This window comes from Streptomyces sp. NPDC050636 (genome assembly GCF_040654775.1).
Lineage (GTDB): Bacteria > Actinomycetota > Actinomycetes > Streptomycetales > Streptomycetaceae > Streptomyces.
Genome location: NZ_JBFAIP010000026.1, coordinates 38,605 through 60,766 on the forward strand (window position 1 = coordinate 38,605; position 22,162 = coordinate 60,766).

Consider the following 22,162-nt stretch of genomic DNA (forward strand, 5'->3'; position numbering starts at 1 on the left):
GACGAGGTGGAGGAGGCAGGGCGGGGCCGCATCAGCACCCTGGGGCCCGGGCGACGCCTCGGCCACGCCCCTACGACACGGGCCGCGAATCCGCCCACACGCTTTCGAACTCCTCGCGATACGTCTCGAACAGCCCCTCCCCGTCACGCCCGCCACGCCCGTCCTGGCGGACCACATCGCGACCGCCCCCACGGAGGACGAGCACCGGCGATTCCATCCCGCGGCTCTTGCGGAGGTAGGTCTGGACGACGGCTATGCCATCGGGACCATCGCCGTCGACGAGATACGCCGTGAAGCGCGGGGTCTCGTCGAAGACCTGGATCTCGAAGGCGCCGGGGTCGCGCAGCCGGGACCGCACCCGCCGCATATGGAGGATGTTCATCTCGATGGAGCGGCTCATCTCCCCCTTCTTCAGGCCGATCTCACGCTCCCGGCGGCGGACCGCGCTGCTGGCGGGGTTGAGGAAGAGCAGGCGGATACGGCAGCCGGACTCGGCGAGCCGGACCAGGCGGCGGCCCGAGTAGTTCTGGACGAGGAGGTTCAGGCCTATGCCTACGGCGTCGAGGCGGCGGGCGCCGCCGAACAGGTCCTCGGCGGGGAGCTGGCGCTGGAGGCGTACCCGGTCGGAGTGGACGCCGATGACATCCGCGTACCGGTCGCCGACGAGATCTTCGACGGCGTCGATCGGGAGCCGGCCGGAGATCCGGGTGCCGACGCCGGAGCCCAGTATGTCCAGCAGCCGGGCCGACGCCCGCTCCGCCTGGGCGAGGACGGTCTCGGACAGGGCCCGGTTGCGGGAGACGATGTTGCGGGCGACCTCCAGTTCGTCCAGACCCAGCTCGACATCGCGGCGGTCGTCGAAGTACGGCTCGAAGCAGGGCCAGTGCTGGACCATCAGCTCACGGAGCTGAGGAAGTGTCAGAAAGCTGACGATGTTGTCGTCGGCGGGGTCGAGGAGGTAGCCCTTGCGGCGGCTGACCTCGCGGACGGCGACGGCACGCTGCACCCATTCCTGCCCGGCGGGACCGGCCGCGGCGATGACCCATTCGTCGCCGTGCACCGGCTCGTAAATGGGGCGCAGGACCGCCGAGACGACGGCCCGCAGTCGCTGCTCGACGAGATTCAGCCAGATATAGGCGCGTCCGGCCCGGCGGGCGCGGGTGCGCACCTCGGCCCAGGCGTCGGCGCCCCAGTCGAGTTCCGCGCCGATCTCCAGCGGCCGCGCCAGGGACACCGCGCCGGGCGGTGCGTCGACGGAGCCGCCCTCATGGCCCTCGTGACTCTCATCACCAGGGGGCAACTCCAGCCCGCCGCTCACCTGCCACCGCCTTCCGAACCCCCGTGCCAACGATCAAGGCAGACTACTGCGGCGCGGGAGGCAGTGCAGCAGGATGCTTCGAGTCGCCTGCCAACTCCCCTTGTTCATATTGCCCGTTGCGGCCGGAAAGCGCGGGTGGAGTGAGCGGATTCATAACTCCGACGCCGGGAGGTGCCAGGTTGCGGCGCTGCCGGACGACGGGCGCGGAGCAGGCGATGGACGGCCGGCGGCTCCTGTTCGGCATCCCCGGCCATGTGATCGAACCTGATGTGGACCCACGCGATGGGGTGTTTCTGCGGCCGGCCGTTGACCCGGCTTCGAGGGGCCACGCTCAGGTATGCGCCCCAGTTGGCCAGGTTGCCGCTGGTGAAATGTTCATATTTCCTGTACGTGGTGACGCGAAGGGGGAGTTTGGTGTAGCCACACCGGGCATGACCCGCCTCGGGCTCCTCGGGCCGTACGGACATCGCACTGCATCGCATCATGCACAGCTCACCGCCTCGGGGATCTCCCCCAGCGGAACACCGTTCGCGAGATCCTTGAGAATTCCGCCGCCGAGAGGCCCGCGCTCCCGCACTCCCACCACCCCGGTAAGACCATCCGACATCGCAGCGAATTGCCCACATTTCAGCGAAGATCTCGCGAAATACCGATGTGTGCGACACGTTGGGGAAGGATTTTGATTCGGTCCGCGAACGCTTGTCGTGGAGTCGCCGCAGCCCCTGACGAGAGAGTGGAAGAGTCTACGCATGCAGGTCTGGCCGGGACAGATGTATCCGCTGGGTGCCACCTACGACGGGGCGGGCACCAACTTCGCGGTGTTTTCCGAAGCCGCGAGACGCATCGAGTTGTGTCTGCTGCACGATGACGGTTCGGAGACCGCCGTCGAACTGCGTGAGACCGACGCGTTCGTCCGGCACGCCTATCTGCCGGGTGTGATGCCGGGGCAGCGTTACGGCTTCCGGGTGCACGGTCCGTACGAGGCGGGGCGCGGGCACCGCTGCAACTCGGCGAAGCTGCTGCTGGACCCTTATGCGCGGGCGATGAGCGGCCGGATCGACTGGGACGAGGCGGTGTACGGATACCGCTTCGGGCGGCCGGAGACGCGTAATGACCTGGATTCGGCGCCGCACACCATGGCGTCCGTGGTGGTCAATCCGTATTTCGACTGGGGCGACGATCGCCCGCCGCGTACCGCGTATCACGAGACGGTGCTCTACGAGGCCCATGTGAAGGGCCTGACGATGCGTCATCCGGAGCTGCCCGATGAGTTGCGCGGCACCTACGCGGCGCTGGCACATCCCGCGATCCTCGACCATCTGACGAAGCTGGGGGTCACGGCACTGGAGCTGATGCCGGTGCACCAGTTCGTCCAGGACCACCGGCTGGTGGACGCCGGGCTCACGAATTACTGGGGCTACAACACCATCGGTTTCTTCGCTCCGCACAATGCATACGCGTCGTGGGGCGACCGCGGGCAGCAGGTTCTGGAATTCAAGACGGCGGTACGCGCGCTGCACCGGGCCGGCATCGAGGTGATTCTCGACGTGGTCTACAACCACACGGCCGAGGGGAATCACCTGGGCCCGACGCTGTCATTCCGCGGCTTGGACAACGCCTCGTACTACCGACTGTCCGAGGACAAGCGGTACTACACGGACACCACCGGCACCGGGAATTCGCTGCTGATGCGCAGCCCGCACGTATTGCAGCTGGTGATGGATTCGCTGCGTTATTGGGTGCAGGAAATGCATGTGGACGGTTTCCGGTTCGATCTGGCGGCGACGCTGGCCCGGCAGTTCCACGAGGTGGACCGGTTGTCGTCGTTCTTCGATCTGGTGCATCAGGACCCGGTCGTCAGCCGGGTGAAGCTGATCGCCGAGCCGTGGGACCTCGGGGAGGGCGGCTATCAGGTGGGGAACTTCCCGCCGCTGTGGACCGAGTGGAACGGGAAGTACCGGGACACCGTGCGGGATCTGTGGCGGGGTGAACCGCGCACCCTGGCGGAGTTCGGGTCCCGGCTGACCGGCTCATCGGATCTGTACCAGGGCGACGGGCGGCGGCCGCTCGCCTCGGTGAACTTCGTGACCTGCCATGACGGCTTCACGCTGCACGATCTGGTCGCGTACAACGAGAAGCGCAACGCGGACAACGGCGAGGACAACCAGGACGGCGAACGCTTCAACCGGTCGTGGAACTGCGGGGCGGAGGGCCCGACCGACGACCCCGCGGTGCGCCGGCTGCGGGCCCGGCAGATGCGGAACTTCATCGCGACGCTGATGCTGTCGCAGGGTGTGCCGATGCTCAGTCACGGGGACGAGTTCGGGCGCACACAGCGCGGCAACAACAACGCGTACTGCCAGGACAACGACGTTTCGTGGGTGCGGTGGCCGGAGCCGGGGCCAAGCGACGGAGGAACGGGCGGAGGTGGGAGTGCGGAGCCGGAGGATGTCGACGAGGCGGACGGGCCGGGCGAGGCTGCGGCGACCGATGACGAGCTCGGGCTGCTGGCCTTCGTGCGTCAGATGGTGTGGCTGCGGCGCGACCATCCGGTGTTCCGGCGCCGGCGGTTCTTTCAGGGCCGCCCGGTGGAGGGCACATACGACGAGCTGTCCGACATCGCGTGGTTCACGGCCGACGGCACGGAGATGGGGCCGCGCGACTGGCAGTCCGTGCATGCCAAGGCGTTGACCGTCTTCCTCAACGGCAGCTCGATCTCCGAACCGGGGCCGCGCGGCGAGCCGGTCACGGATGACTCGTTCCTGCTGATGTTCAACGCCCACGCCCAGGAGAAGGAGTTCACGGTTCCGGTGCACCACGGCCGGCAGTGGCAGGTCGTGGTGGACACCGACCGGCCGTGGGCGGTGACGGCCGGCGGCGGCGCGAAGGTCAAGGCCGGCGATCGGCTGACGCTGACCGACCGGAGCCTGCTGGTGTTGCAGCGGCCGAGGTAGCGCCGTCCACCGGTGCCGTGGTCCGGGACGACACCCGGGCGGTGATCGCGACGCCGAGGATCAGGACCGCGGCGCCGACCGCGACGGCGAAGGCGGCGGACGGGCCGTGCGCGTCGGCGAGGCGGCCGGAGGCGGCCAGCGCCAGGGCCTGGCCGCCGACCACCGCACTGGTGAGGAAGGCCATCGATTCGGCCAGCCGCGTGGCGGGCACCACCCGTTCGGTGAGGCCGAACAACGTGATCAGGTGCGGGGCGAAGGCCACCCCGAGGACCACGACGACCAGGTAGAGCGCCCACAGCGACCGTACGAACAGCAGTGGCACGGAGAGCACGATCAGCGCGGCGGCGGCCACCCGCCAGCGCGTCGGCAGCGCGATCCGGGCCGGCACCAGGGCCAGCGACAGTCCGGACACGGCACTCATCACGCCCATCGCGGCGTAGACGAGTCCGGCCTGGGCGGGCTGGTGGAGGCGTTCGGTCAGTGCGGTGATGCCGGCCTGGCAGGCGCCGAACATCGCGCCCTGCAAGCCCATCGAGACCCGCATGCCGTGCACCGCACCGGGCATCCGGGCGCGGGCGGGCCGCTCGGTGCCCGCGGCGTGCGCGTCCACGACGCGGCGGGCGCCCGGTACGGAGGCCGTCGGATGCAGGGCGAACGCCGTACCGCAGACGGCCAGCAGCACCGCGGCCAGCGCGAGCGCGACGGCCGGATGGGCGACGGCGGCGGCCAGCCCCACCAGGGCGGGGCCGAGCACGAACGACACCTCGTCCAGCGTCCCCTCCAGCGACAGCGCGGCGCCGATCAACGGCTTCGGCTGCCCCCGGTCACCGGCCGGTGCGCGACGTGCGAGGGCGACGAGCCGAGTGCGGGCCAGCGGACCGATCTGCGGCACGCTGGCACCGGCCAGCAGGCCGATCAGCGCCAGCGGCAGTGTCGCGAGATGGGCGAGGGAGGCCACCACCAGGGCGGTCACCAAGAGCGCGTTGGCCCAGCAGGCGGCGAGCACCACCGGCCGCTGCCCGTGCCGGTCGGCGAGCCGCCCGATCAGCGGCCCGGCGACCGTCTGGCCCGCCGCCAGCGCACCGCCCACCAGGCCCGCGGTGGTGAGGCTGCCACTGGTCTCCGCCACCAACAGCAGGCTGCCGAGCTGGCACATGGCGGTCGGGAGCCTGCCGAGGAAGGAGATGACGGGCAGCAGGGGCCCACCCAGCGCGATCACCCGGCGATAGGTGGCTGTTACGGCGGTCATCGCCCGACGCTAGCGGCCGAGGCACCGAGGGTGTACGCACCGGACGTACGAAGGAACGCGGCGCACCGGACGTACGAAGGAATACGGCGCACCGGCTCGCTGGTTCGGAGAAAGCACCAACGCGGATCGCCGGGCGGCGACGCGGATGCCGGAGCGGATACCGGCAGCGGATGGCAGCAGTGGATGGCAGCAGCAGACGACACGAGCGGATGACGCCTGCGGATGACACAACGAGCCGTCAGCGGGGTACGGGTGTTCCCATGACGCAGCCATCGAGGCCATCGACAACACCGCCGACCGCCACCTACCGGCTGCAGCTCCAGCCGGAGTTCCCGTTCTCCGCCGCCGAACGGGCGGTACCGCATCTCGCCGCGCTCGGCATCTCCCATCTGCACCTCTCCCCCGTCCTGGAGTCGGTGCCGCGGTCCACGCACGGATACGACGTGGTCGACCACGCGGCGGTTCGGGCCGAGCTGGGCGGCGAGCGGGGGCTGCGGGCGCTGGCGGGGACGGCGCGGTCGCACGGCCTCGGCCTGATCGTGGACATCGTGCCGAACCATATGGCCGTGCCGGCACCGGCGTCGCTCAACGGGCCGCTGTGGGAAGTGCTGCGCGACGGCCCGGCCTCCCCGTATGCCAAGTGGTTCGACATCGACTGGGACGCCGGGCACCACGGGCGGCTGCTGCTTCCGGTGCTCGGCGGGCGGCTCGGCGAGGAGATCCGCCACTTCCGAGTCGAGGACGGGGTGCTGCGCTATCACGAGCACGCCTTCCCGCTGCGTCCCGGGACCGAGCGGCTGCCGCTGGAGCGCCTCCTGGACACCCAGTGGTACCGCCTCGCCTGGTGGCGGCTCGCCCGCAGCGAGCTCAACTACCGGCGTTTCTTCACCATTTCGGAGCTGATCGGGGTACGGGTGGAGGACCCCGACGTCTTCGAGGCGACGCATGGCACGCTGCTGCGGCTGATCCGCGAGGGCGTCATCGACGGGCTGCGCGTCGACCATCCGGACGGGCTGGTGGACCCGGGCGGCTATCTGGCCCGGCTGCGCGCCGGGACCGGCGGCCGCTGGACGGTCGTGGAGAAGATCCTCACCGGCGACGAACGGCTGCCGGACGGCTGGGCGTGCGCAGGCACGACCGGCTATGACGCGCTGCGCCGCATCGACGCGCTGTTCGTCTGCCCGCAGGGCGCGGGTCGGCTCTTCGCCCACTACCGGGACTTCGTCACACCGCTGGCCGACGAGGGCGGCGACTGGGAGGAGACGGTGCGCCGGGCCGCGTACGAAGTCGTCACGCACGATCTGGCGGCGGAGGTCGAGCGGCTGGTGCGGACGGCGGCGCGGATCAGCGAACGCGCTCCTCGCCCGGGCGACCATGCGCCCTGGGCACTGCGCCATGCGATCCGCGAGCTGCTGGTGCGGCTGCCCGTCTACCGTCCGTACGCCGCGGACACGGACCGGGTGGAGCGGGACGCGACGATGCTGGGCGAGGCGGCGGCACGGGCGCGTACCGCGTTCCGGGTCCCGGAGGAGGCACGGGCGGTCGATCTGATCCATGATCTGGCGCTCGGACGGTTCGGGGACACCACCAACTCCACCGACCCCTCAGGCCCCTCCGATCTCGCCGACCTCGCCGACCTCGCCGACCTCGCCGACTTCGCCGCGCGCTTCGCGCAGACCGCTTCCGCGCTGCGCGCCAAGTCCGTGGAGGACACCGCCTTCTACCGCTATCCGGTGCTCCTGTCGGCCTGTGAGGTCGGCGGCGATCCCGGGGAGCCCGCGCTCGGCCCGGTGGCGTTCCACACGTACTGCGCCCGGGTGCAGCGGGACTGGCCGGCCACCGGGACGGTGCTCTCCACACACGACACCAAGCGCAGCGCCGATGTGCGGGCGCGGATCGCGGTGCTGTCGGAGTGCCCGGACCGGTGGCGGGATGTGCTGGCCGAGGTGACGGGCGGGGCCGGAGGGATCGGGGTGGACGGTGCGGGGCCGGCGGATCCGATGGTGTCCTGGCTGGCCTGGCAGACCGTGTTCGGGCTGGGCGCGGCATCCTCCGATGACCGGGTGGCGGACGGCGGGCCCGGCGTGGACCGGGTGGTCACGGCCGTCCTCAAAGCCGTACGGGAGGCCGGGTTGCGCACCTCGTGGACGGAGCGGGACGCCGAGTACGAGACCACGGTGGCGGAGTTGGTGCGCGGCGGTCCGTGCGGTCCCGCGGCCGCCCCGCTCGCCGTGCTGGACGCGGTACTGGCCCCGTTCATTCGGGCGAATGTGCTGGGGGCGGCGCTGCTGCACCTCACCATGCCGGGGGTGCCCGATCTCTATCAGGGGACCGAGCGGGAGTACGCCGCGCTCGTCGATCCGGACAACCGGCGGCCCGCCCGGTTCCGGCCGGAGCTGCTCACGGAGCTGGACGGAGGGGCCGCGCCGCACGATCTGTCCGGCGAGAAACTGCGGCTGACCGCGGCGGCGCTGCGGCTGCGGCGCGACCGTCCGGAGTGGTTCGGCGCGGCCGCCTCGTACGCGCCGCTGCCCGCGGAAGGGCCCGCGGCCGAGCACTGTGTGGCCTTCTGCCGCAGTGGGCGAGTGGTGACGGTGGCGACCCGGCTGTCGCTGCGTCTGGCGGAGACCGGTGGCTGGTGGGACACGGTGCTGCGGCTGCCACCCGGCGGTCCGTGGCGCGAGCTGCTGACCGGCCGGGAGGATGGGGGTACCTCCCTGCTCCTTAAGAGCTCGGGGGACGGCGGTGCGGTGGTGGGGCTGAGCGAGCTGCTGGCGGTGTCGCCGGTGGCGTTGTTCGTGGCGGATTGAGCAACCCCAAGCCGGGCGGTGGGCTCGGCGTCTCCGTCCAGCCGTCGGTGCGGGGCCTACGCGTCCCGCACGGCGCACAGCAGCTCCGTGAACTCGGCTGCCGCGCCGGTCAGTTCGGCCCGCGAGAAGACGGTGATATCGCGGCGCCACGGCGGATCGGTGGGGACGGACGCACAGTCGAGGCCCCTGAGTTCATGCGCCGCCGTCAGCAGCACGCCGACACCGGCCGACGCCATCCGTATGGCCGTCGAGCTGTGCTGCGTGCGGACCGCGGTGCGCGGCGCGAAGCCGGCTCGTTCGCACTCCAGGTCCAGCCACAGTCGGCCGTCGACCACCGGCTCCAGGCTGCACCGCACCCACGGCCGCTCCGCCAGGTCCGTGAGACGTACGGACTCCCGGGCGGCAAGCGGGTCGTCATGCGGCACGACCAGCACCATCTCCTCCTGGCCGACGACGGCGACCGGCCCCTGCCAGTCCTTGGGGCGCGGCCCCACCGCGACATCGGCGACGCCGCGCTCCATCTGGTCGTACAACTCCTCGGTGGTGGCGTACTCGTGGAGGATCAGGCGCACCCTGGGGTGCTCCCGGGCCCAGCGGGCGCAGACCTCCGGCAGCACACCGATCGCCTGGCCGTGGACCGTCGCGATATGCAGTTCGCCGCTCTCCGCGCCGGCGGCGGCCAGCGCGGCGCGGCGGGCCTGACGGGCGCTGCGTACCGCGAGTTCGGCGTGCGGGAAGTAGGCCCGGCCCATCGCGGTCAGCCGCACCCCCCGGTTCATCCGCTCCAACAGCGGGCCGCCGACCTCCCGTTCCAGCGCCTTGATCTGGTGCGAGAGCGCGGACTGGGTGACGTGCAGCGCCTCGGCGGCGCGGGTGAAGGACGCCTCCTCGACCACCGCCACCAGATATTCCATCTGCCGCAGACTCATCCGCCCTCCCGCCGTACATCGTTCGCCCCATGCACATCACTCATCGCCTCCATAAAAACATTGCCTTGGACGCATCGGCGCAGGTGGGCGGAGGCTGATGGCATGAACACGGACCTGGACCCGGATGCGGGCAGCCTCGGCGGGAACACCGAAGTCACCGACGTCATCGTCATAGGCGGCGGAACCGGCGGCTACAGCACCGCGCTGCGCGCCGCCGGCCTCGGGCTGCGGGTGGTGCTCGCCGAACGCGATCTGATCGGCGGCACCTGCCTGCACCGCGGCTGTATTCCCAGCAAGGCGATGCTGCACGCGGCGGAGCTGGTGGACGGCATCGCGGAGGCGCGCGAGCGGTGGGGGGTGAAGGCCACGCTGGACACCGTCGACTGGGACGCGCTGACCGCCACCCGGGACGGCATCGTCTCCCGCAACCACCAGGGTGTGGCGGGCCACTTGGCGCGGGCTCAGGTACGGGTGGTACGCGGCTCGGCGCGGCTGACCGGGGCCCGTTCGGTGTTCATCGACGGGCCGGAGGGCGGCGAGTTCACGGCCCGGCGTGGCATCGTCCTGGCGACCGGCTCACGGCCGCGGCTGCTGCCGGGTCTCACGCCCGACGGCAGGCGGATCGTCACCAGCGACGACGCGCTGTTCGCCCCCGGGCTGCCGGAATCGGTGCTGGTACTGGGTGGCGGCGCGATCGGCGTCGAGTATGCGTCCTTCCACCGCTCCATGGGCGCCGGGGTCACGCTCGTCGAGGCGGCGGACCGGCTGCTGCCGCTGGAGGACGAGGACGTCGGCCGGCATCTCGTCCGCGGTCTCAAGAAGCGCGGCATCACGGTCCGGACCAGCTCGACGCTGGTCGGCACGGAGCTGCTGGAGAACGGGGTGCGGGCCACCGTCCGTACACCCAAGGGCGAGGAACTCGTCATCGAGGCGGAGCGGCTGCTGGTCGCGGTCGGACGGGTGCCCGTGACGGACGGGCTCGGCCTGGCGGCCGCCGGACTGTCCACGGACGAGCGGGGATTCCTCGCGCCGGCGGACTGGACGCGACTGGAGACGGCCGTACCGGGCATCCATGTGGTCGGCGATCTGCTGCCGCCGCCGTCCCTGGGCCTCGCGCACGCCTCGTTCGCGGAGGGGCTGCTGGTCGCGGAGACGCTGGCGGGCATCCCGTCGCCTCCGGTGGACTATGCGACCGTGCCACGGGTGACGTACTCCAGCCCGCAGACCGCGTCGGTCGGGCTGAGCGAGGCCGAGGCGCGCGCCCGGGGACGGGAGATCAAGGTCAACACCATGCCGCTGACGGCGACCGCGAAGGGCATGGTGCACGGGCAGGGCGGCATGGTGAAGGTGGTCGCGGCGGCGGACGGCGCGGGCGGCGAGGCCACCGGCGCGGTGCTCGGCGTCCATCTGGTCGGTCCGCATGTCTCGGAAATGATTGCGGAGAGCCAGCTGATCGTGGCGTGGGACGCCGAACCGTCCGATGTGGCGCGGCACGTCCATGCTCACCCGACGCTGTCGGAGGCGGTCGGGGAGGCTTTTCTGACGTTGGCGGGGCGGGGGTTGCATCAGCACTGAGCGGGCTGCGTCGGAGCTGTAGCGCGCCCGCGGCCGTTAATTCGGTTGCGGCCCACAGCCCGTCTGAACAGCATGGCCCCGTACGCCCGATTTCACCGACCCAGGAGCACGGAATGCGCGGATTCCTCGGAACGACTCATCGCCCCATCCGGACGACCGTTCTTGAGGAACCCACCCACCGTGACCTTCACGCACACCTCCCGCACCCTGAACATCGGAATTCTCGCCCACGTCGACGCCGGTAAGACCAGCCTCACCGAGCGGCTGCTCTTCGACACCGGCGTCATCGACCGCCTCGGCAGCGTCGACGCCGGCAACACCCGTACGGACACCGGAGAGCTGGAGCGGCAGCGGGGTATCACCATCCGCTCCGCCGTCGCCTCCTTCACCGTCGGCGACGTCCAGGTCAATCTGATCGACACCCCCGGGCACTCCGACTTCATCGCCGAAGTCGAACGCGCCCTGGGCGTGCTCGACGGCGCCGTGCTGTTGCTCTCCGCCGTGGAGGGCGTACAGGCCAGGACGCGGGTGCTGATGAAGTCGCTGCGGCGGTTGCGGCTGCCCACGCTGCTCTTCGTCAACAAGATCGACCGGATGGGCGCGCGGGGTGACGCGCTGCTGGCGGACATCCGTCGCACGCTCGCTCCGGTCGCCGTCCCGCTGGCGGCCGTTGACCGCCTGGGCACCACCCGGGCCCGCGCGACGCCGTATGCGCTCGGCGACCCGGCCGTCCGCGACCGGATCGCCGAGACCGTGGCCGAGGCGGACGACTCGATCCTGGCCCGGGTCGTCGACGGGCCGCCGCCCACCGAGGACCAGCTCCGCGCGGCACTGGCCGCCCGGACCGCCGACGCCACCCTGCACCCGGTGTACTTCGGTTCGGCACTCGGCGGGCAGGGCATCGGCGCGCTCATCGAGGGCATGGTCCGGCTGATCCCGCCGGCGCCGGTGGGCGCGGGCAGCGAACCGCGGGGCACGGTGTTCGCCGTCCAGCAGTCACCGAACGGTGATCGCACGGCCCATATCCGCCTCTATGACGGGGAGTTGAGGGCACGTCAGCAGATTGAGCTGCACCGGCGCGAGGCGGACGGTACGAGCGGTTCACTGACCGGCCGGATCACCTCCCTCGAAGTCGTCGGCCGGCCGCCCGGCGACGACGGCCCGCTCACCGCGGGCAATATCGCGGTGCTCCGCGGGCTGCCCGGCATCCGCACCGGCGACCGCCTGGGGCCGGTGGGGCACCTCGGACAGGCCCTGTTCCCCTCCCCCACCCTGGAAACCGTCGTCCACACCCGGAATCCGGCGCGCGCCGCGGCACTGCGCTCCGCGCTGCTGGCCCTCGCCGACCAGGACCCGCTGCTGCACGTACGGCCCGCTCCAAGCGGCGCGACCTCGGTGCTGCTGCACGGCGAGGTGCAGAAGGAGATCATCGCCGCCACCCTCCGTCACGAGCAGGGCATCGAGGCCGAATTCGCGCCGAGCCAAGTGGTGTGCGTCGAGCGGCCGTGCGGGGTCGGCGAAGCGTACGAGGAGATCGCCCGGCGGCATCACACCGGTCCGTGGGCGACGGTCGGGCTGCGCGTCGAGCCGGGTGCCCGCGGTTCGGGACCGGTCTTCACCTACGAGACCGAACTGGGCGCGCTGCCGCACAGCTTCCACCAGGCCGTCGAGGAGACCGTCCTGGCGACGCTGCGGTGCGGGCCGCGCGGCCTGGCGGTGACGGACTGCCGGGTGGTGCTGACCCGCTCCGGATTCGTCGGCCCGCTCAGCACGGCCGGCGACTTCCGCACGATCACACCCACCGTCCTGATGCGCGCGCTGCGGCGGGCCGGCACCCGGGCCTATGAGCCGTATCACGCCTTCGAGGCGGAGCTCCCGGTCGATGCGCTCGCCGCGGTCACCGCCCGGCTCACCGCGCTCGGCGCGGAGCTCGCCGAGAGCTCGGGCGGCCGGCGTTCCTGGCTGGTCAGCGGTGTGCTGCCGGCCCGGCATGTGCAGGAATTCGAGGGGCTGTTGCCCGGCCTGACGCATGGCGAAGGGGTGTGGACCTCGCACCCTTCGGGCGACCGGCCGGTACGCGAGGTGCGGGCGGGGGCCGGGGGCGCGACGGGTGGGCGGGCGCGCGGCTGAGGCTGCTGCCGGGTTCCGGCCCGGCGGCGGGCCGCCGTCCGCCTCAGCGCTCCGTCAGGACGTAGTCCACCCGCCCGAAAGTGATGTGATCGCCGGGACCTACCGGTACCTCGCCCACCACCCGGCGCCCGTTGACGCAGGTGCCGTTGGTGGAGCCGAGGTCGCGCAGCATCCAGCCCTTGCCCGCGCTGCGCAGTTCGGCGTGCGCGCGGGAGACCGTTTCGTGGTTGAGGCGCAGGCCGACGCCCGGAGCCCGCCCTATGAGCAGCGGGAACGGGCCAGGCTCGGGTAGCAGGAGCTTGGGCAGCCGCTCCGTACGCCAGGCCCGGCGGACCCTGATGTGGAAGGCCGACACCCGGCCGACCATCCGCAGCAGTGTGCTCTGGACCTTGCCACGGCTCTCCAAGTCGGCTGTGGCCAGGGCGAGTTCGGAGTGTGCCTGGGCGGTGAGGACGAGTTCCATCCGGCGCAGGAAGGTGTCCTGGGACAGCCGTCCCTGCGCAGCGCCATCGCGCAGCAGGTCGAGGGCGCGTTCCCGGTCGGCGTCCGACGGGCGCGCCGGCCGTGCGGGGAACTCCAGCGAAGTCATGCCGTGATTCTCCGGCCACCGCGAGCCGCTGTCCAGGCGAGGTATCCGTCATGGGCGGTCCGGGCCGCGGAGCCGGCGCGGGGCGGCGGACCGCTTCCTGTGCTGCCGACGGAGCGAACGGGCGCCGCCGCCCGCCGGAACGGCCGCTGCTCGCCGGAACGGCCCAGCGGAATGGCCCGATGTCGGCCGTATCGCCACGTCGGGCTGTCGGGCGGCGCGATGACGTGCTTTCTTCGTGTGGGACCGGGTACCCGGTGGACCCCGGGGCCCGGCACCTGGACCCAGGACTCAGGACCGGTATTCCCGACTCTCGACTTCGACTGTCGACCCTCGACTTTCGACCCGCAACTTTCGACCCTCGCCCCTCGAACGAAGGAGGAGAGCCGTGCTGTTCGAGGTATGGGCGCCGAACGCCGGCCAGGTCGCTCTCCAGTGGGCGGGCGACCGGGCCGACGATGCGCCGTTCGCCATGGAGCGCGCCGCCGGCCGCGACGGCTGGTGGCATACCGAGGCGCCGGCCCGCGACGGCGACCGCTACGGCTTCCGGATCGACGACGGCCCGCCGCTCCCCGATCCGCGGGCCGTCCGGCTGCCGGACGGCCCCGGCGGCCCCGGCGCGGTCGTCCACCACGACCGGTTCGAGTGGCGGCACCCCTGGCCCGGCCGCCCGCTGCCCGGTGCGGTCCTCTACGAGCTGCACATCGGCACCTTCACCCCCGAGGGCACCTTCGACGCCGCTATCGGACGCCTGCGCCACCTCGCCGACCTGGGCATCACCCATATCTCCCTGATGCCGGTCTGCCCGTTCCCCGGCCGCCACGGCTGGGGGTACGACGGCATCGCCCCGTGGGCGGTACACGAGCCGTACGGCGGACCCGACGGGCTCAAGCGGTTCGTGGACGCCGCGCACGGCCACCGCCTCGGGGTCGTCCTCGACGTCGTACACAACCACCTCGGCCCGTCCGGCAACCATCTCCCGGCGTTCGGGCCGTACTTCACCGACACCCACCACACGCCGTGGGGCGCGGCCGTCAATCTCGATGCGCCCGGTTCCGACGAGGTGCGCGGATATCTCCTCGGCAGCGCGCTGAGCTGGCTGTGCGACTACCGGATCGACGGGCTGCGGCTGGACGCCGTCCACGCGCTGCACGACACCCGCGCCCGGCATTTCCTCGCCGAGCTGTCCGCCGCCGTGGACGCGCTCGCCGGCCATCTGCGGCGCCCGCTGTTTCTGATCGCCGAGTCCGACCTCAACGATCCGCGCACCACCGCGTCACGCGCGACCGGCGGCCACGGCCTGCACGCCCAATGGAACGACGATCTGCACCACGCCCTGCACACCGCACTCACCGGCGAATCCCAGGGCTATTACACGGACTTCGCGCGCGCCCCGCTGGCCGCCCTCGCCAAGACCCTGACCAGTGGCTTCTTCCACGACGGTACGCACTCCAGCTTCCGCGGCCGGGCACACGGCGCGCCGCTCGACCTGCGCGTCACGCCCCCGTACCGGCTGCTGGCCTACGCACAGACCCACGACCAGATCGGCAACCGCGCACTCGGGGACCGTCTCACGGCCGCGCTCTCCCCCGGCCTGCTCGCCTGCGCCGCCGCGCTGGTCCTCTGCGCACCCTTCACGCCGATGCTGTTCATGGGTGAGGAGTGGGGTGCGCGTACGCCCTGGCAGTACTTCACCGACCATACGGATCCGGAGCTGGCGGAGGCGGTACGGGCGGGGCGGCGCCGCGAGTTCGCCGCGCACGACTGGGGCGGCGCGTCCGTCGACTGGCCCGATCCGCAGGATCCGGCTACCCGCGACCGCTGCGTCCTGGACTGGACCGAACCGGCCGCCGAGCCACACGCCGCGCTGCTGGCCTGGCACCGCACGCTGCTCACGCTGCGCCGGACGCTGCCCGCCCTGACCGATCCGGATCCGTCCGCCACCCGTGTCACTTACGACGAACGGGCCCGCTGGCTGCTGATGCGACGCGGCCCGCTGCGGGTGGCGGTCAACCTCGCACGGGACACCACGGCCGCCATCCCGGTCCGTACAGCGGACGCCCCCGGCCCGGAGCTCCGCCCGCTGGCCGCCTGGCCCGAGGAACGCCGTGTCCCCGGTGAAGACGGCGTACTGCGGCTGCCACCGGAGTCGGCGGTTGTGCTGGGGGAAGTCCCCTAGGGGGTGCGTGGGCCCCCTGTTGGGGCCACAACGCCCTGGCCAGGCGGGAGAATTCCGCGACACGCGGAGGCGAGGGCGAGAAATCCTCCGAGGAGGACGGACGGAGGACAGGTGGAGCGGACGACGGACGGAGCGGAGGGCCGGCGGAGCAGAAGGCAGACGGAGCGGAAGGTCGACGGACGCCATGCGGACCGACGGACCGGAAGACCGACAGACACCATGCGGACCAGCGGACCGGAAGACCGACAGACACCATGCGGACCGGACGGAGACGACGGGGCCCGCCAGGCGGAGGGCGCAGGGCAGCCACGCATCGACCGGCCGCACGCCACCCGAACCGCGCGCTAGCCGGAGAATTCCGCGACGCACGCCGTGCAGAAAGCGTCCAGGTCGGCCGGCCTGCGGCTGGTGACCAGCGTGTTCGGCCCGGCGGTGCAGATCCGGACCTGTTCGTCGACCCAGGTGCCGCCCGCATTGCGGATATCGGTCCGCAGACTCGGCCAGGACGTCAGCGTCCGGCCGCGCACGACATCAGCCTCGACCAGCGTCCACGCCGCATGGCAGATGGCCGCCACCGGCTTGCCCGCCTCGAAGAACGCCTTGGTGAACGCCACGGCCTTCCGGTCCAGGCGCAGCGCATCCGGATTGGCCAGCCCGCCGGGCAGCACCAGAGCGTCGAAGTCCGCCGCGGACGCCTCGCCCACGGTGAGGTCGACGGGGAACCTGTCGGCGTTGTCCAGGTGGTGGAAGGCCTGCACCTTCCCCGCCGCGGTGGAGATCAGCTTCGGGGTGCCACCGGCGGCGATCACCGCCCGCCACGGCTCGGTCAGCTCGACCTGCTCGACCCCCTTGGGAGCCACAAGAAACGCCACCCGCATACCGCGTCACCTCCTCCGTACCGACGCTCATGAGGGACGTGAAACCCCTCTCCCGCTCTCCCCAGTATTTACCGCCATAACGGGCAATATCGCTAACGAGCGATCTCACTCATATCAGCCACTGTCACGATCGCCGGACCGTCCATTCCCCTGCCAAGTGCTGGACACTATGTCTATGCCGCTGCATATCTCCGACCTGCTGGCCCGGCCCGATCTCGATCTGTCGGTCACCTACGACGTGCCGCCGGAGCTGCTGGCCCGCACCGTCGAGGCGGCGACCGTCTCGGATCTGCCGGCCCCCGGGAAGTGGCTGCAGGGCGGTGAACTCCTCATGACCATCGGTCTGTTGCTGCCGATGGAGCCGGCCGCGTGCCGGGCGTACGTACGGGATGTCGCCGAGGGCGGTGCGGCGTGTCTGGCGCTCGGGCTCGGGCAGGGGCTGCCGTACCAGGAAGCGCCCGAGCCGCTGGTGACGGCCGCCAGGGAGACGGGGCTGCCGCTGCTGACGGTGCCGGACGAGGTGCCGTTCATCGCCGTCACCAAGGCCGTCTTCGACGCGCGGGCCAACGAGCAGCGCGAGGTGCTGCACCGGGCGTTCGCGACCCAGCGGCGGCTGACGGCCGCGGCCACGGGTGGCGAGCTGCGGGCGATGCTGGAGGAGTGGACGGCCGCCACGGGGGTCGGCGCGGCGGTGCTCGACCCGCTGGGCCGGCTGCTGGCGGCGGGGGAGCCGGACGCACGGCCGCCGCTGGCCGAGGCGGGCGATCTGATCGAGCGGGTCGCGGCGCGCGGGCTGCGCGGGAGTGCGTCCAGCACGGCCGGGGGGCGGCAGCTGGAGGTCCAGCCGTTGGGCGCGCGCCGGCTGCGCGGTCTGCTGCTGCTCACCGGCCGCCCGGACGACGCGGCCCGGTCCGTCGTACCGGGCCTGATCTCGCTGCTCTCGCTGGAACTTGAACGACGTCATCTGAGCGATGAGCCGGAGCGTCGGCGCAGGTCGGCGCTGTTGTCGGAGCTGCTGTCCGACACGGAGCCGGCGGCCGAGCGGGCCCGGGACATCCTGGTCACCGCCGGTCTGTCCGCCGAGCGGGTACGCGGGGTCGTGGTGGAGGCGGTCGGGACGGCTCGCGGCGCACAGGACATGGCCGCCGACCTGGCGCCGGCGATTCCCGGCGGGCTGGTCAGGGTGCGGAACGGGACGACGGACGGGGCGGCGAACGGGGCGGCGGACGGGGCAGGGAACGGGACAGGGAACGGCACGACGGACGGGGCTTCCCGCGCGGCGGCGGGCGCGGCCACGGCCTGGGTCATCGAGGCGGTCGTCGGCGAGGATCTGGACATCCTCGATGTGCTCGGCCGGTTCGCGCCGCAGTGTGCGGCGGGCATCGGTCCGGCCACCGCCCCCGAGGCGGTACGGGTGTCCCTGCGCCAGGCGGCCGGTCTGCTCGCCGTCAGCCGGTCGAGCGGCGAGCCCGCCGAGGCGCGGCGGAGCGAGGCCAGCCGGCTGCTGCTGGACCTGGGCGACCGCCGTACGCTGCACGGCTACGCCGACACGGTCCTCGGCCCGCTCGATCTCGCGGACAACGGCGAGGAGTTGCTGGCCACCTTGGCGGCCTGGCTGGAGACCGGCGGCGCCTGGGATGCCACCAGCCGGCGGCTCGGCGTCCACCGCCACACCGTACGCAACCGTCTCGACAAGGCGATGGACCTCACCGGCCGCCGCCTCGACGACCCCGACGACCGCTTCGACCTGTGGCTCGCCACCCGCATCCGCCGTGACGGCGCCCCCGATCCGGGCACCGGCTCCCCGGCCGCACGACCCCACCCGGCACCGCCGGGCCGGTGACCGCAACGCGCCCAAAACGAAACGCCTTTCCCTCTCGCCGCACCACCGTCTTTACTTCGACCATGGCTTACGAGATCCGCAACCTCCCCCCGGATGTCACCACGAGGCCCTCCTCGGGTGCGCTGCCGGACCATGACCTCGGGCAGCGGCGCGGGGGTGGCAAGCTGGTGGCCGTCAGCGATCTGCACGTCCGGTACAGGGAAAACCGCGACATCGTCGAGGGGTTAAGACCGGAGTCCGACGACGACTGGCTACTGATCGCCGGGGACGTCGGCGAGTTCATCGCCGATATCCGCTGGGCCCTCACGCTGCTCAGCGACCGGTTCGCCAAGGTGGTGTGGGTGCCGGGCAATCACGAACTGTGGACGCCGGCCAACGATCCGGTGCAGCTACGCGGCGTGGCACGCTATGACCATCTCGTCGAAATCTGCCGGGAGTTGGGGGTCGTCACGCCGGAGGACCCGTATCCGGTCTGGGAGGGCGAGGGTGGCCCGGTCGCCATCGCCCCGCTCTTCCTCCTCTACGACTACACGTTCCGGATGCCGGGGCTGCACTCCAAGGAGGCGGCGCTCGCCGTCGCCGACGAGGCCGGGGTGATGTGCACCGACGAGTTCTTCCTGCACCCGGACCCGTATCCGACGCGTGAGGCCTGGTGCCAGGCGCGGCTGGCGGCCACCGAGGCCCGGCTCGCCGCCGTGCCACAGGAGTTGCCGACGGTGCTCGTCAACCACTTCCCGCTGGTACGCGAACCCACCCGGCCGCTGTGGCATCCGGAGTTCGCGCTGTGGTGCGGAACCGAGGCGAGCGCCGACTGGCCCCGCCGGTTCCGGGCCGCGGCCGTGGTCTACGGCCATCTGCACATCCCCCGGCTGCTGATCTGCGACGGCGTGCCCCATCAGGAGGTCTCGCTCGGCTATCCGCGGGAGTGGCGCGGACGTTCCGCCGCACCGGGCCGCCCTGTGCAGATCCTGCCCGCCACGACCGAGGTCGCCTCCGACACCACCGGGACCCCCGCATGATCGACAAGCTGCTGCCGGCGCCGATAGCGACCGCCGAAGCCTTCCACGACGACGACCCGGTGTCCGACATGTTCCCCGAGGAGCTTGCACTGGTGGCCCGCGCGGTCCCCAAGCGGCAAAAGGAATTCGGCACCGTACGCCGCTGCGCGCGCAGCGCCCTGTCCGAACTCGGCGTCGCCCCCGCGCCCATCCTGCCCGGCCCAGGCCGCGCGCCACGCTGGCCGGACGGCATCGTCGGCGCGATGACGCACTGCACCGGTTTCCGCGCCGCGGCGGTGGCCCGCTCGACGGACGTCGTGACCATCGGCCTGGACGCGGAGCCCAACCAACCGATCGCCGACCCTTCGGTGGTCGACGCCATCGCGCTCCCCGAGGAGCGCGCCCAGTTCCCCGGGCTGACGGCCCTGGAGCCCCAAGTCTGCTGGGACCGCCTGCTGTTCAGCGCCAAGGAGAGCGTCTACAAGGCGTGGTATCCGCTCACGGGCCGCTGGCTGGACTTCCATGAAGCCCACCTCACCCTCGACCCGACGGACGCCACCTTCACCGCCCGCCTCCTCGTCCCGGGGCCCGTGGTCGCCGGCACCCGCATCACGGAGTTCACCGGCCGGTGGCTCGTCGCGTCGGGGCTGGTGATCACGGCTATCGCGGTGATGGCGTGAACGCGTGAGGGCATGACGCGGCGGAGCAGGGCGGAGCAGGAGTGGTCGCCCTGACCCGCCGTCAGCTGTCCTCAGCCCGCGCCACCCGGCCGGCCACCGGCTGCGCTCCGTCAGTCGTCCGCCGTCAGTCGTCCGCCGTCAGCCGCAGCGAAATGCTGTTGATGCAGTACCGCTGGTCCGTCGGCGTCGGATAGCCCTCCCCCTCGAAGACATGGCCCAGGTGGGAGCCGCAGCGGGCGCAGCGCACCTCAATGCGGACCATGCCGTGGCTGCGGTCCTGGATGAGTTCGACGGCTTCGGAGTCCTTGGGGTCGTAGAACGAAGGCCAGCCGCAGTGGCTTTCGAATTTGGTGTCGGAGCGGAAGAGTTCGGCGCCGCAGGCGCGGCAGGAGTAGACGCCCGCGGTCTTGGTGTCGGTGTATTCGCCGACGAAGGCGGGCTCGGTGCCGGCCTGGCGGAGGACCTGGTATTCCGCGGGGGTCAGCTCCGTGCGCCACTGCTCGTCGGGCTTGTCGATCTCGTACGCCATCTGGGTCGCTCCTCAGCTCAGCTTTCGAGGCGGGACAGGATCGCCGGGCCGAGGTCGGTGACATCGCCGGCGCCCATGGTGAGAACAAGGTCACCGGGCTTGGCCATTCCGGCGATGACGTCCGGGATGGCGGCGTGGTCGCTCTCGGCGGTGACCTCGGCGCCGGCGGTGCGCGCGGCGTCGATGATCAGGGCGCTGGTGACGCCCGGGATCGGGTCCTCGCGGGCCGGGTAGATGTCCAGGACGACGGAGGCGTCGGCGAGGGCGAGCGCCTGGCCCATTTCCGTACCGAGCTCCTGGGTGCGGGAGAAGAGGTGCGGCTGGAACACGACGATGATGCGGCTGCGGGAGCCCTCGGCGGCGCCGCGGATGGCTTCCAGGTCGGCGGTCATCTCGGTGGGGTGGTGCGCGTAGGAGTCGATGACCTGCACTCCGCCCGCCTCGCCCTTGAGCTGGAGGCGGCGCTTGACACCGGTGTACGTGCCGAGCGCGGAGGCGAGGTTGTGCGGCGGCAAGCCCAGGGCGACGCCCGCGGCGAGGGCGGCGACGGCGTTGTGGGCGTAGTGCCGGCCGGGGACGGCGACGGTGAAGGTGAGGATCTTGCCGCTGGTGAGGATGACGGTGACATCGCTGGTCAGGCCGCGCGGGTTGACCTTGAGGATGCGTACGTCGGCGTCCTTGGACTCGCCGTAGGTGACGACCTCGATGTCGTATCGGCCGGAGATCTTGGCGGTGAGCTCGCGGGCTCCGGGGTGGTCGGCCGCGATGACGAGGGTGCCGCCGGGGCGGATGCGGCCGACGAAGGTCTCGAAGGACTCGTAGATCTCGTCCATCGAGGCGTAGTTGGCGTGGTGGTCCAGCTCGACGTTGAGGACGATGGCGACCTCGGGGGCGTACTTGTGGAAGCTGCGGTCGCTTTCGTCGGCCTCGGCGACGAAGATCTCGCCGGCGCCGTGGTCGGCGTTGGAGCCCGGGGCGTCCAGGTCGCCGCCGATGGCGTAGGACGGCTTGAGCCCGAGCGAGCCGAGGGAGACGGCGAGCATGGAGGTGGTGGTCGTCTTGCCGTGGGTGCCCGCGACGGCGATGGGGCGCAGGCCGTCCATGAGGGAGGCGAGCGCGTCGGAGCGGTGGACGACCGGGATGCCGCGCTCATGGGCGGCGGCGAGCTCGGGGTTGTCGGAGCGGATGGCGGAGGAGACGACGACGCTGGTGGCGTCCGCGGCGAGGTGGTCCGCGGCGTGGCCGATGTGGACGGTGACGCCGAGGGCGCGCAGGGCCTGGGCGGTCGCGGAGTCCTTGGCGTCGCTGCCCGCGACCTGGGCGCCGCGCTGCGCGAGGATCTTCGCGATGCCCGACATGCCGGCTCCGCCGATGCCGATGAAGTGCGGCCGGTCCATCGAGGCTGGGATGGCGGGTGCCATGGGTGGGTCTCCCTGATCGTCGCGAGCGTGGTGCCGTTGACGATTCTCGCACCCGGCACCGACAACGTGCGTCGCGCCGGGTC

At 71.7% G+C, this 22,162-nt stretch carries 15 protein-coding genes; 8 read left to right on the top strand and 7 right to left on the bottom strand.

Annotation, left to right across the window (positions count from 1 at the left end):
- Nucleotides 1–70: 70 nt before the first annotated feature.
- A complete protein-coding gene (locus tag AB0I10_RS20515) occupies nucleotides 71–1,318 on the bottom strand; it encodes an SAV2148 family HEPN domain-containing protein (RefSeq protein WP_363153949.1) in 1,248 nt (415 codons plus the stop codon).
- A 749-nt stretch (nucleotides 1,319–2,067) separates the two neighbouring features.
- On the opposite strand from AB0I10_RS20515, the gene glgX reads away from it, so the two are divergent.
- Nucleotides 2,068–4,272 (top strand): glycogen debranching protein GlgX, encoded by a 2,205-nt coding sequence (gene glgX / locus AB0I10_RS20520; protein WP_363153950.1) that lies wholly within the window; start codon nucleotides 2,068–2,070, stop codon nucleotides 4,270–4,272.
- Here the strand turns inward: glgX and AB0I10_RS20525 are convergent.
- On the bottom strand, nucleotides 4,208–5,521 hold the full coding sequence (locus tag AB0I10_RS20525; RefSeq protein ID WP_363153951.1) for an MFS transporter: 1,314 nt from the start codon (nucleotides 5,519–5,521) through the stop codon (nucleotides 4,208–4,210). The genes glgX and AB0I10_RS20525 overlap by 65 nt on opposite strands.
- Before the next feature lie 260 nt (nucleotides 5,522–5,781).
- Between AB0I10_RS20525 and treY the strand changes: the two genes are divergently transcribed.
- A complete protein-coding gene (treY, locus tag AB0I10_RS20530) occupies nucleotides 5,782–8,331 on the top strand; it encodes a malto-oligosyltrehalose synthase (RefSeq protein ID WP_363153952.1) in 2,550 nt (849 codons plus the stop codon).
- Between the two features lie 56 nt (nucleotides 8,332–8,387).
- Here treY and AB0I10_RS20535 read toward each other — a convergent pair whose 3' ends face one another.
- Complete coding sequence (locus tag AB0I10_RS20535) at nucleotides 8,388–9,260, bottom strand: LysR family transcriptional regulator (RefSeq protein ID WP_363153953.1); 873 nt, start codon at nucleotides 9,258–9,260, stop codon at nucleotides 8,388–8,390.
- A gap of 102 nt (nucleotides 9,261–9,362) precedes the next feature.
- Here AB0I10_RS20535 and lpdA point away from each other — a divergent pair, with 102 nt between their 5' ends.
- Together lpdA and otr(A) are read left to right on the top strand one after the other, a co-directional pair.
- Nucleotides 9,363–10,835, top strand: coding sequence for a dihydrolipoyl dehydrogenase (lpdA, locus tag AB0I10_RS20540; protein ID WP_363153954.1), 1,473 nt, complete (start codon nucleotides 9,363–9,365; stop codon nucleotides 10,833–10,835).
- A gap of 180 nt (nucleotides 10,836–11,015) precedes the next feature.
- Entirely contained in the window at nucleotides 11,016–12,965 is a 1,950-nt protein-coding gene (otr(A), locus tag AB0I10_RS20545) for a tetracycline resistance ribosomal protection protein Otr(A) (protein ID WP_363153955.1), read from the top strand.
- A 43-nt stretch (nucleotides 12,966–13,008) separates the two neighbouring features.
- Here the strand turns inward: otr(A) and AB0I10_RS20550 are convergent, their stop codons facing one another.
- A complete protein-coding gene (locus AB0I10_RS20550) occupies nucleotides 13,009–13,554 on the bottom strand; it encodes a DUF1707 and FHA domain-containing protein (protein WP_363153956.1) in 546 nt (181 codons plus the stop codon).
- Nucleotides 13,555–13,939: 385 nt separating this feature from the next.
- Here AB0I10_RS20550 and treZ point away from each other — a divergent pair, with 385 nt between their 5' ends.
- A complete protein-coding gene (gene treZ / locus AB0I10_RS20555) occupies nucleotides 13,940–15,730 on the top strand; it encodes a malto-oligosyltrehalose trehalohydrolase (protein ID WP_363153957.1) in 1,791 nt (596 codons plus the stop codon).
- 344 nt (nucleotides 15,731–16,074) lie between these two features.
- On the opposite strand, the gene AB0I10_RS20560 is transcribed toward treZ, so the two are convergent.
- The gene (locus AB0I10_RS20560; protein WP_363153958.1) at nucleotides 16,075–16,608 is read right to left on the bottom strand and encodes a type 1 glutamine amidotransferase domain-containing protein; all 534 of its coding nucleotides are present in this window, start codon (nucleotides 16,606–16,608) and stop codon (nucleotides 16,075–16,077) included.
- 175 nt (nucleotides 16,609–16,783) lie between these two features.
- Here AB0I10_RS20560 and AB0I10_RS20565 point away from each other — a divergent pair, with 175 nt between their 5' ends.
- The 3 genes from AB0I10_RS20565 (at nucleotide 16,784) to AB0I10_RS20575 (ending at nucleotide 20,129) form a co-directional block, all read left to right on the top strand.
- Nucleotides 16,784–18,451, top strand: a complete 1,668-nt coding sequence (locus tag AB0I10_RS20565) for a PucR family transcriptional regulator (RefSeq protein WP_363153959.1) — start codon at nucleotides 16,784–16,786, stop codon at nucleotides 18,449–18,451.
- A 62-nt stretch (nucleotides 18,452–18,513) separates the two neighbouring features.
- Nucleotides 18,514–19,470 (top strand): metallophosphoesterase, encoded by a 957-nt coding sequence (locus AB0I10_RS20570; protein WP_363153960.1) that lies wholly within the window; start codon nucleotides 18,514–18,516, stop codon nucleotides 19,468–19,470.
- The gene (locus AB0I10_RS20575; protein ID WP_363153961.1) at nucleotides 19,467–20,129 is read left to right on the top strand and encodes a 4'-phosphopantetheinyl transferase superfamily protein; all 663 of its coding nucleotides are present in this window, start codon (nucleotides 19,467–19,469) and stop codon (nucleotides 20,127–20,129) included. Before AB0I10_RS20570 ends, AB0I10_RS20575 begins: the two co-directional genes overlap by 4 nt.
- A gap of 124 nt (nucleotides 20,130–20,253) precedes the next feature.
- Here AB0I10_RS20575 and msrB read toward each other — a convergent pair whose 3' ends face one another.
- Nucleotides 20,254–20,658: a peptide-methionine (R)-S-oxide reductase MsrB gene (msrB, locus tag AB0I10_RS20580; protein ID WP_363153962.1), complete on the bottom strand. Its 405-nt coding sequence runs from the start codon at nucleotides 20,656–20,658 to the stop codon at nucleotides 20,254–20,256.
- A gap of 17 nt (nucleotides 20,659–20,675) precedes the next feature.
- Nucleotides 20,676–22,079 (bottom strand): UDP-N-acetylmuramate--L-alanine ligase, encoded by a 1,404-nt coding sequence (gene murC, locus AB0I10_RS20585; RefSeq protein WP_363153963.1) that lies wholly within the window; start codon nucleotides 22,077–22,079, stop codon nucleotides 20,676–20,678.
- Nucleotides 22,080–22,162 lie beyond the last annotated feature (83 nt).

What these genes read in the sequence shown, in the direction of transcription:
- glgX (WP_363153950.1), top strand. Translation starts at nt 2,068, where the DNA reads ATGCAGGTCTGGCCGGGACAGATGTATCCGCTGGGTGCCACCTACGAC.
- AB0I10_RS20525 (WP_363153951.1), bottom strand. Translation starts at nt 5,521, where the DNA reads ATGACCGCCGTAACAGCCACCTATCGCCGGGTGATCGCGCTGGGTGGG.
- treY (WP_363153952.1), top strand. Translation starts at nt 5,782, where the DNA reads ATGACGCAGCCATCGAGGCCATCGACAACACCGCCGACCGCCACCTAC.
- AB0I10_RS20535 (WP_363153953.1), bottom strand. Translation starts at nt 9,260, where the DNA reads ATGAGTCTGCGGCAGATGGAATATCTGGTGGCGGTGGTCGAGGAGGCG.
- lpdA (WP_363153954.1), top strand. Translation starts at nt 9,363, where the DNA reads ATGAACACGGACCTGGACCCGGATGCGGGCAGCCTCGGCGGGAACACC.
- AB0I10_RS20550 (WP_363153956.1), bottom strand. Translation starts at nt 13,554, where the DNA reads ATGACTTCGCTGGAGTTCCCCGCACGGCCGGCGCGCCCGTCGGACGCC.
- AB0I10_RS20560 (WP_363153958.1), bottom strand. Translation starts at nt 16,608, where the DNA reads ATGCGGGTGGCGTTTCTTGTGGCTCCCAAGGGGGTCGAGCAGGTCGAG.
- AB0I10_RS20565 (WP_363153959.1), top strand. Translation starts at nt 16,784, where the DNA reads ATGCCGCTGCATATCTCCGACCTGCTGGCCCGGCCCGATCTCGATCTG.
- AB0I10_RS20570 (WP_363153960.1), top strand. Translation starts at nt 18,514, where the DNA reads ATGGCTTACGAGATCCGCAACCTCCCCCCGGATGTCACCACGAGGCCC.
- AB0I10_RS20575 (WP_363153961.1), top strand. Translation starts at nt 19,467, where the DNA reads ATGATCGACAAGCTGCTGCCGGCGCCGATAGCGACCGCCGAAGCCTTC.
- msrB (WP_363153962.1), bottom strand. Translation starts at nt 20,658, where the DNA reads ATGGCGTACGAGATCGACAAGCCCGACGAGCAGTGGCGCACGGAGCTG.
- murC (WP_363153963.1), bottom strand. Translation starts at nt 22,079, where the DNA reads ATGGCACCCGCCATCCCAGCCTCGATGGACCGGCCGCACTTCATCGGC.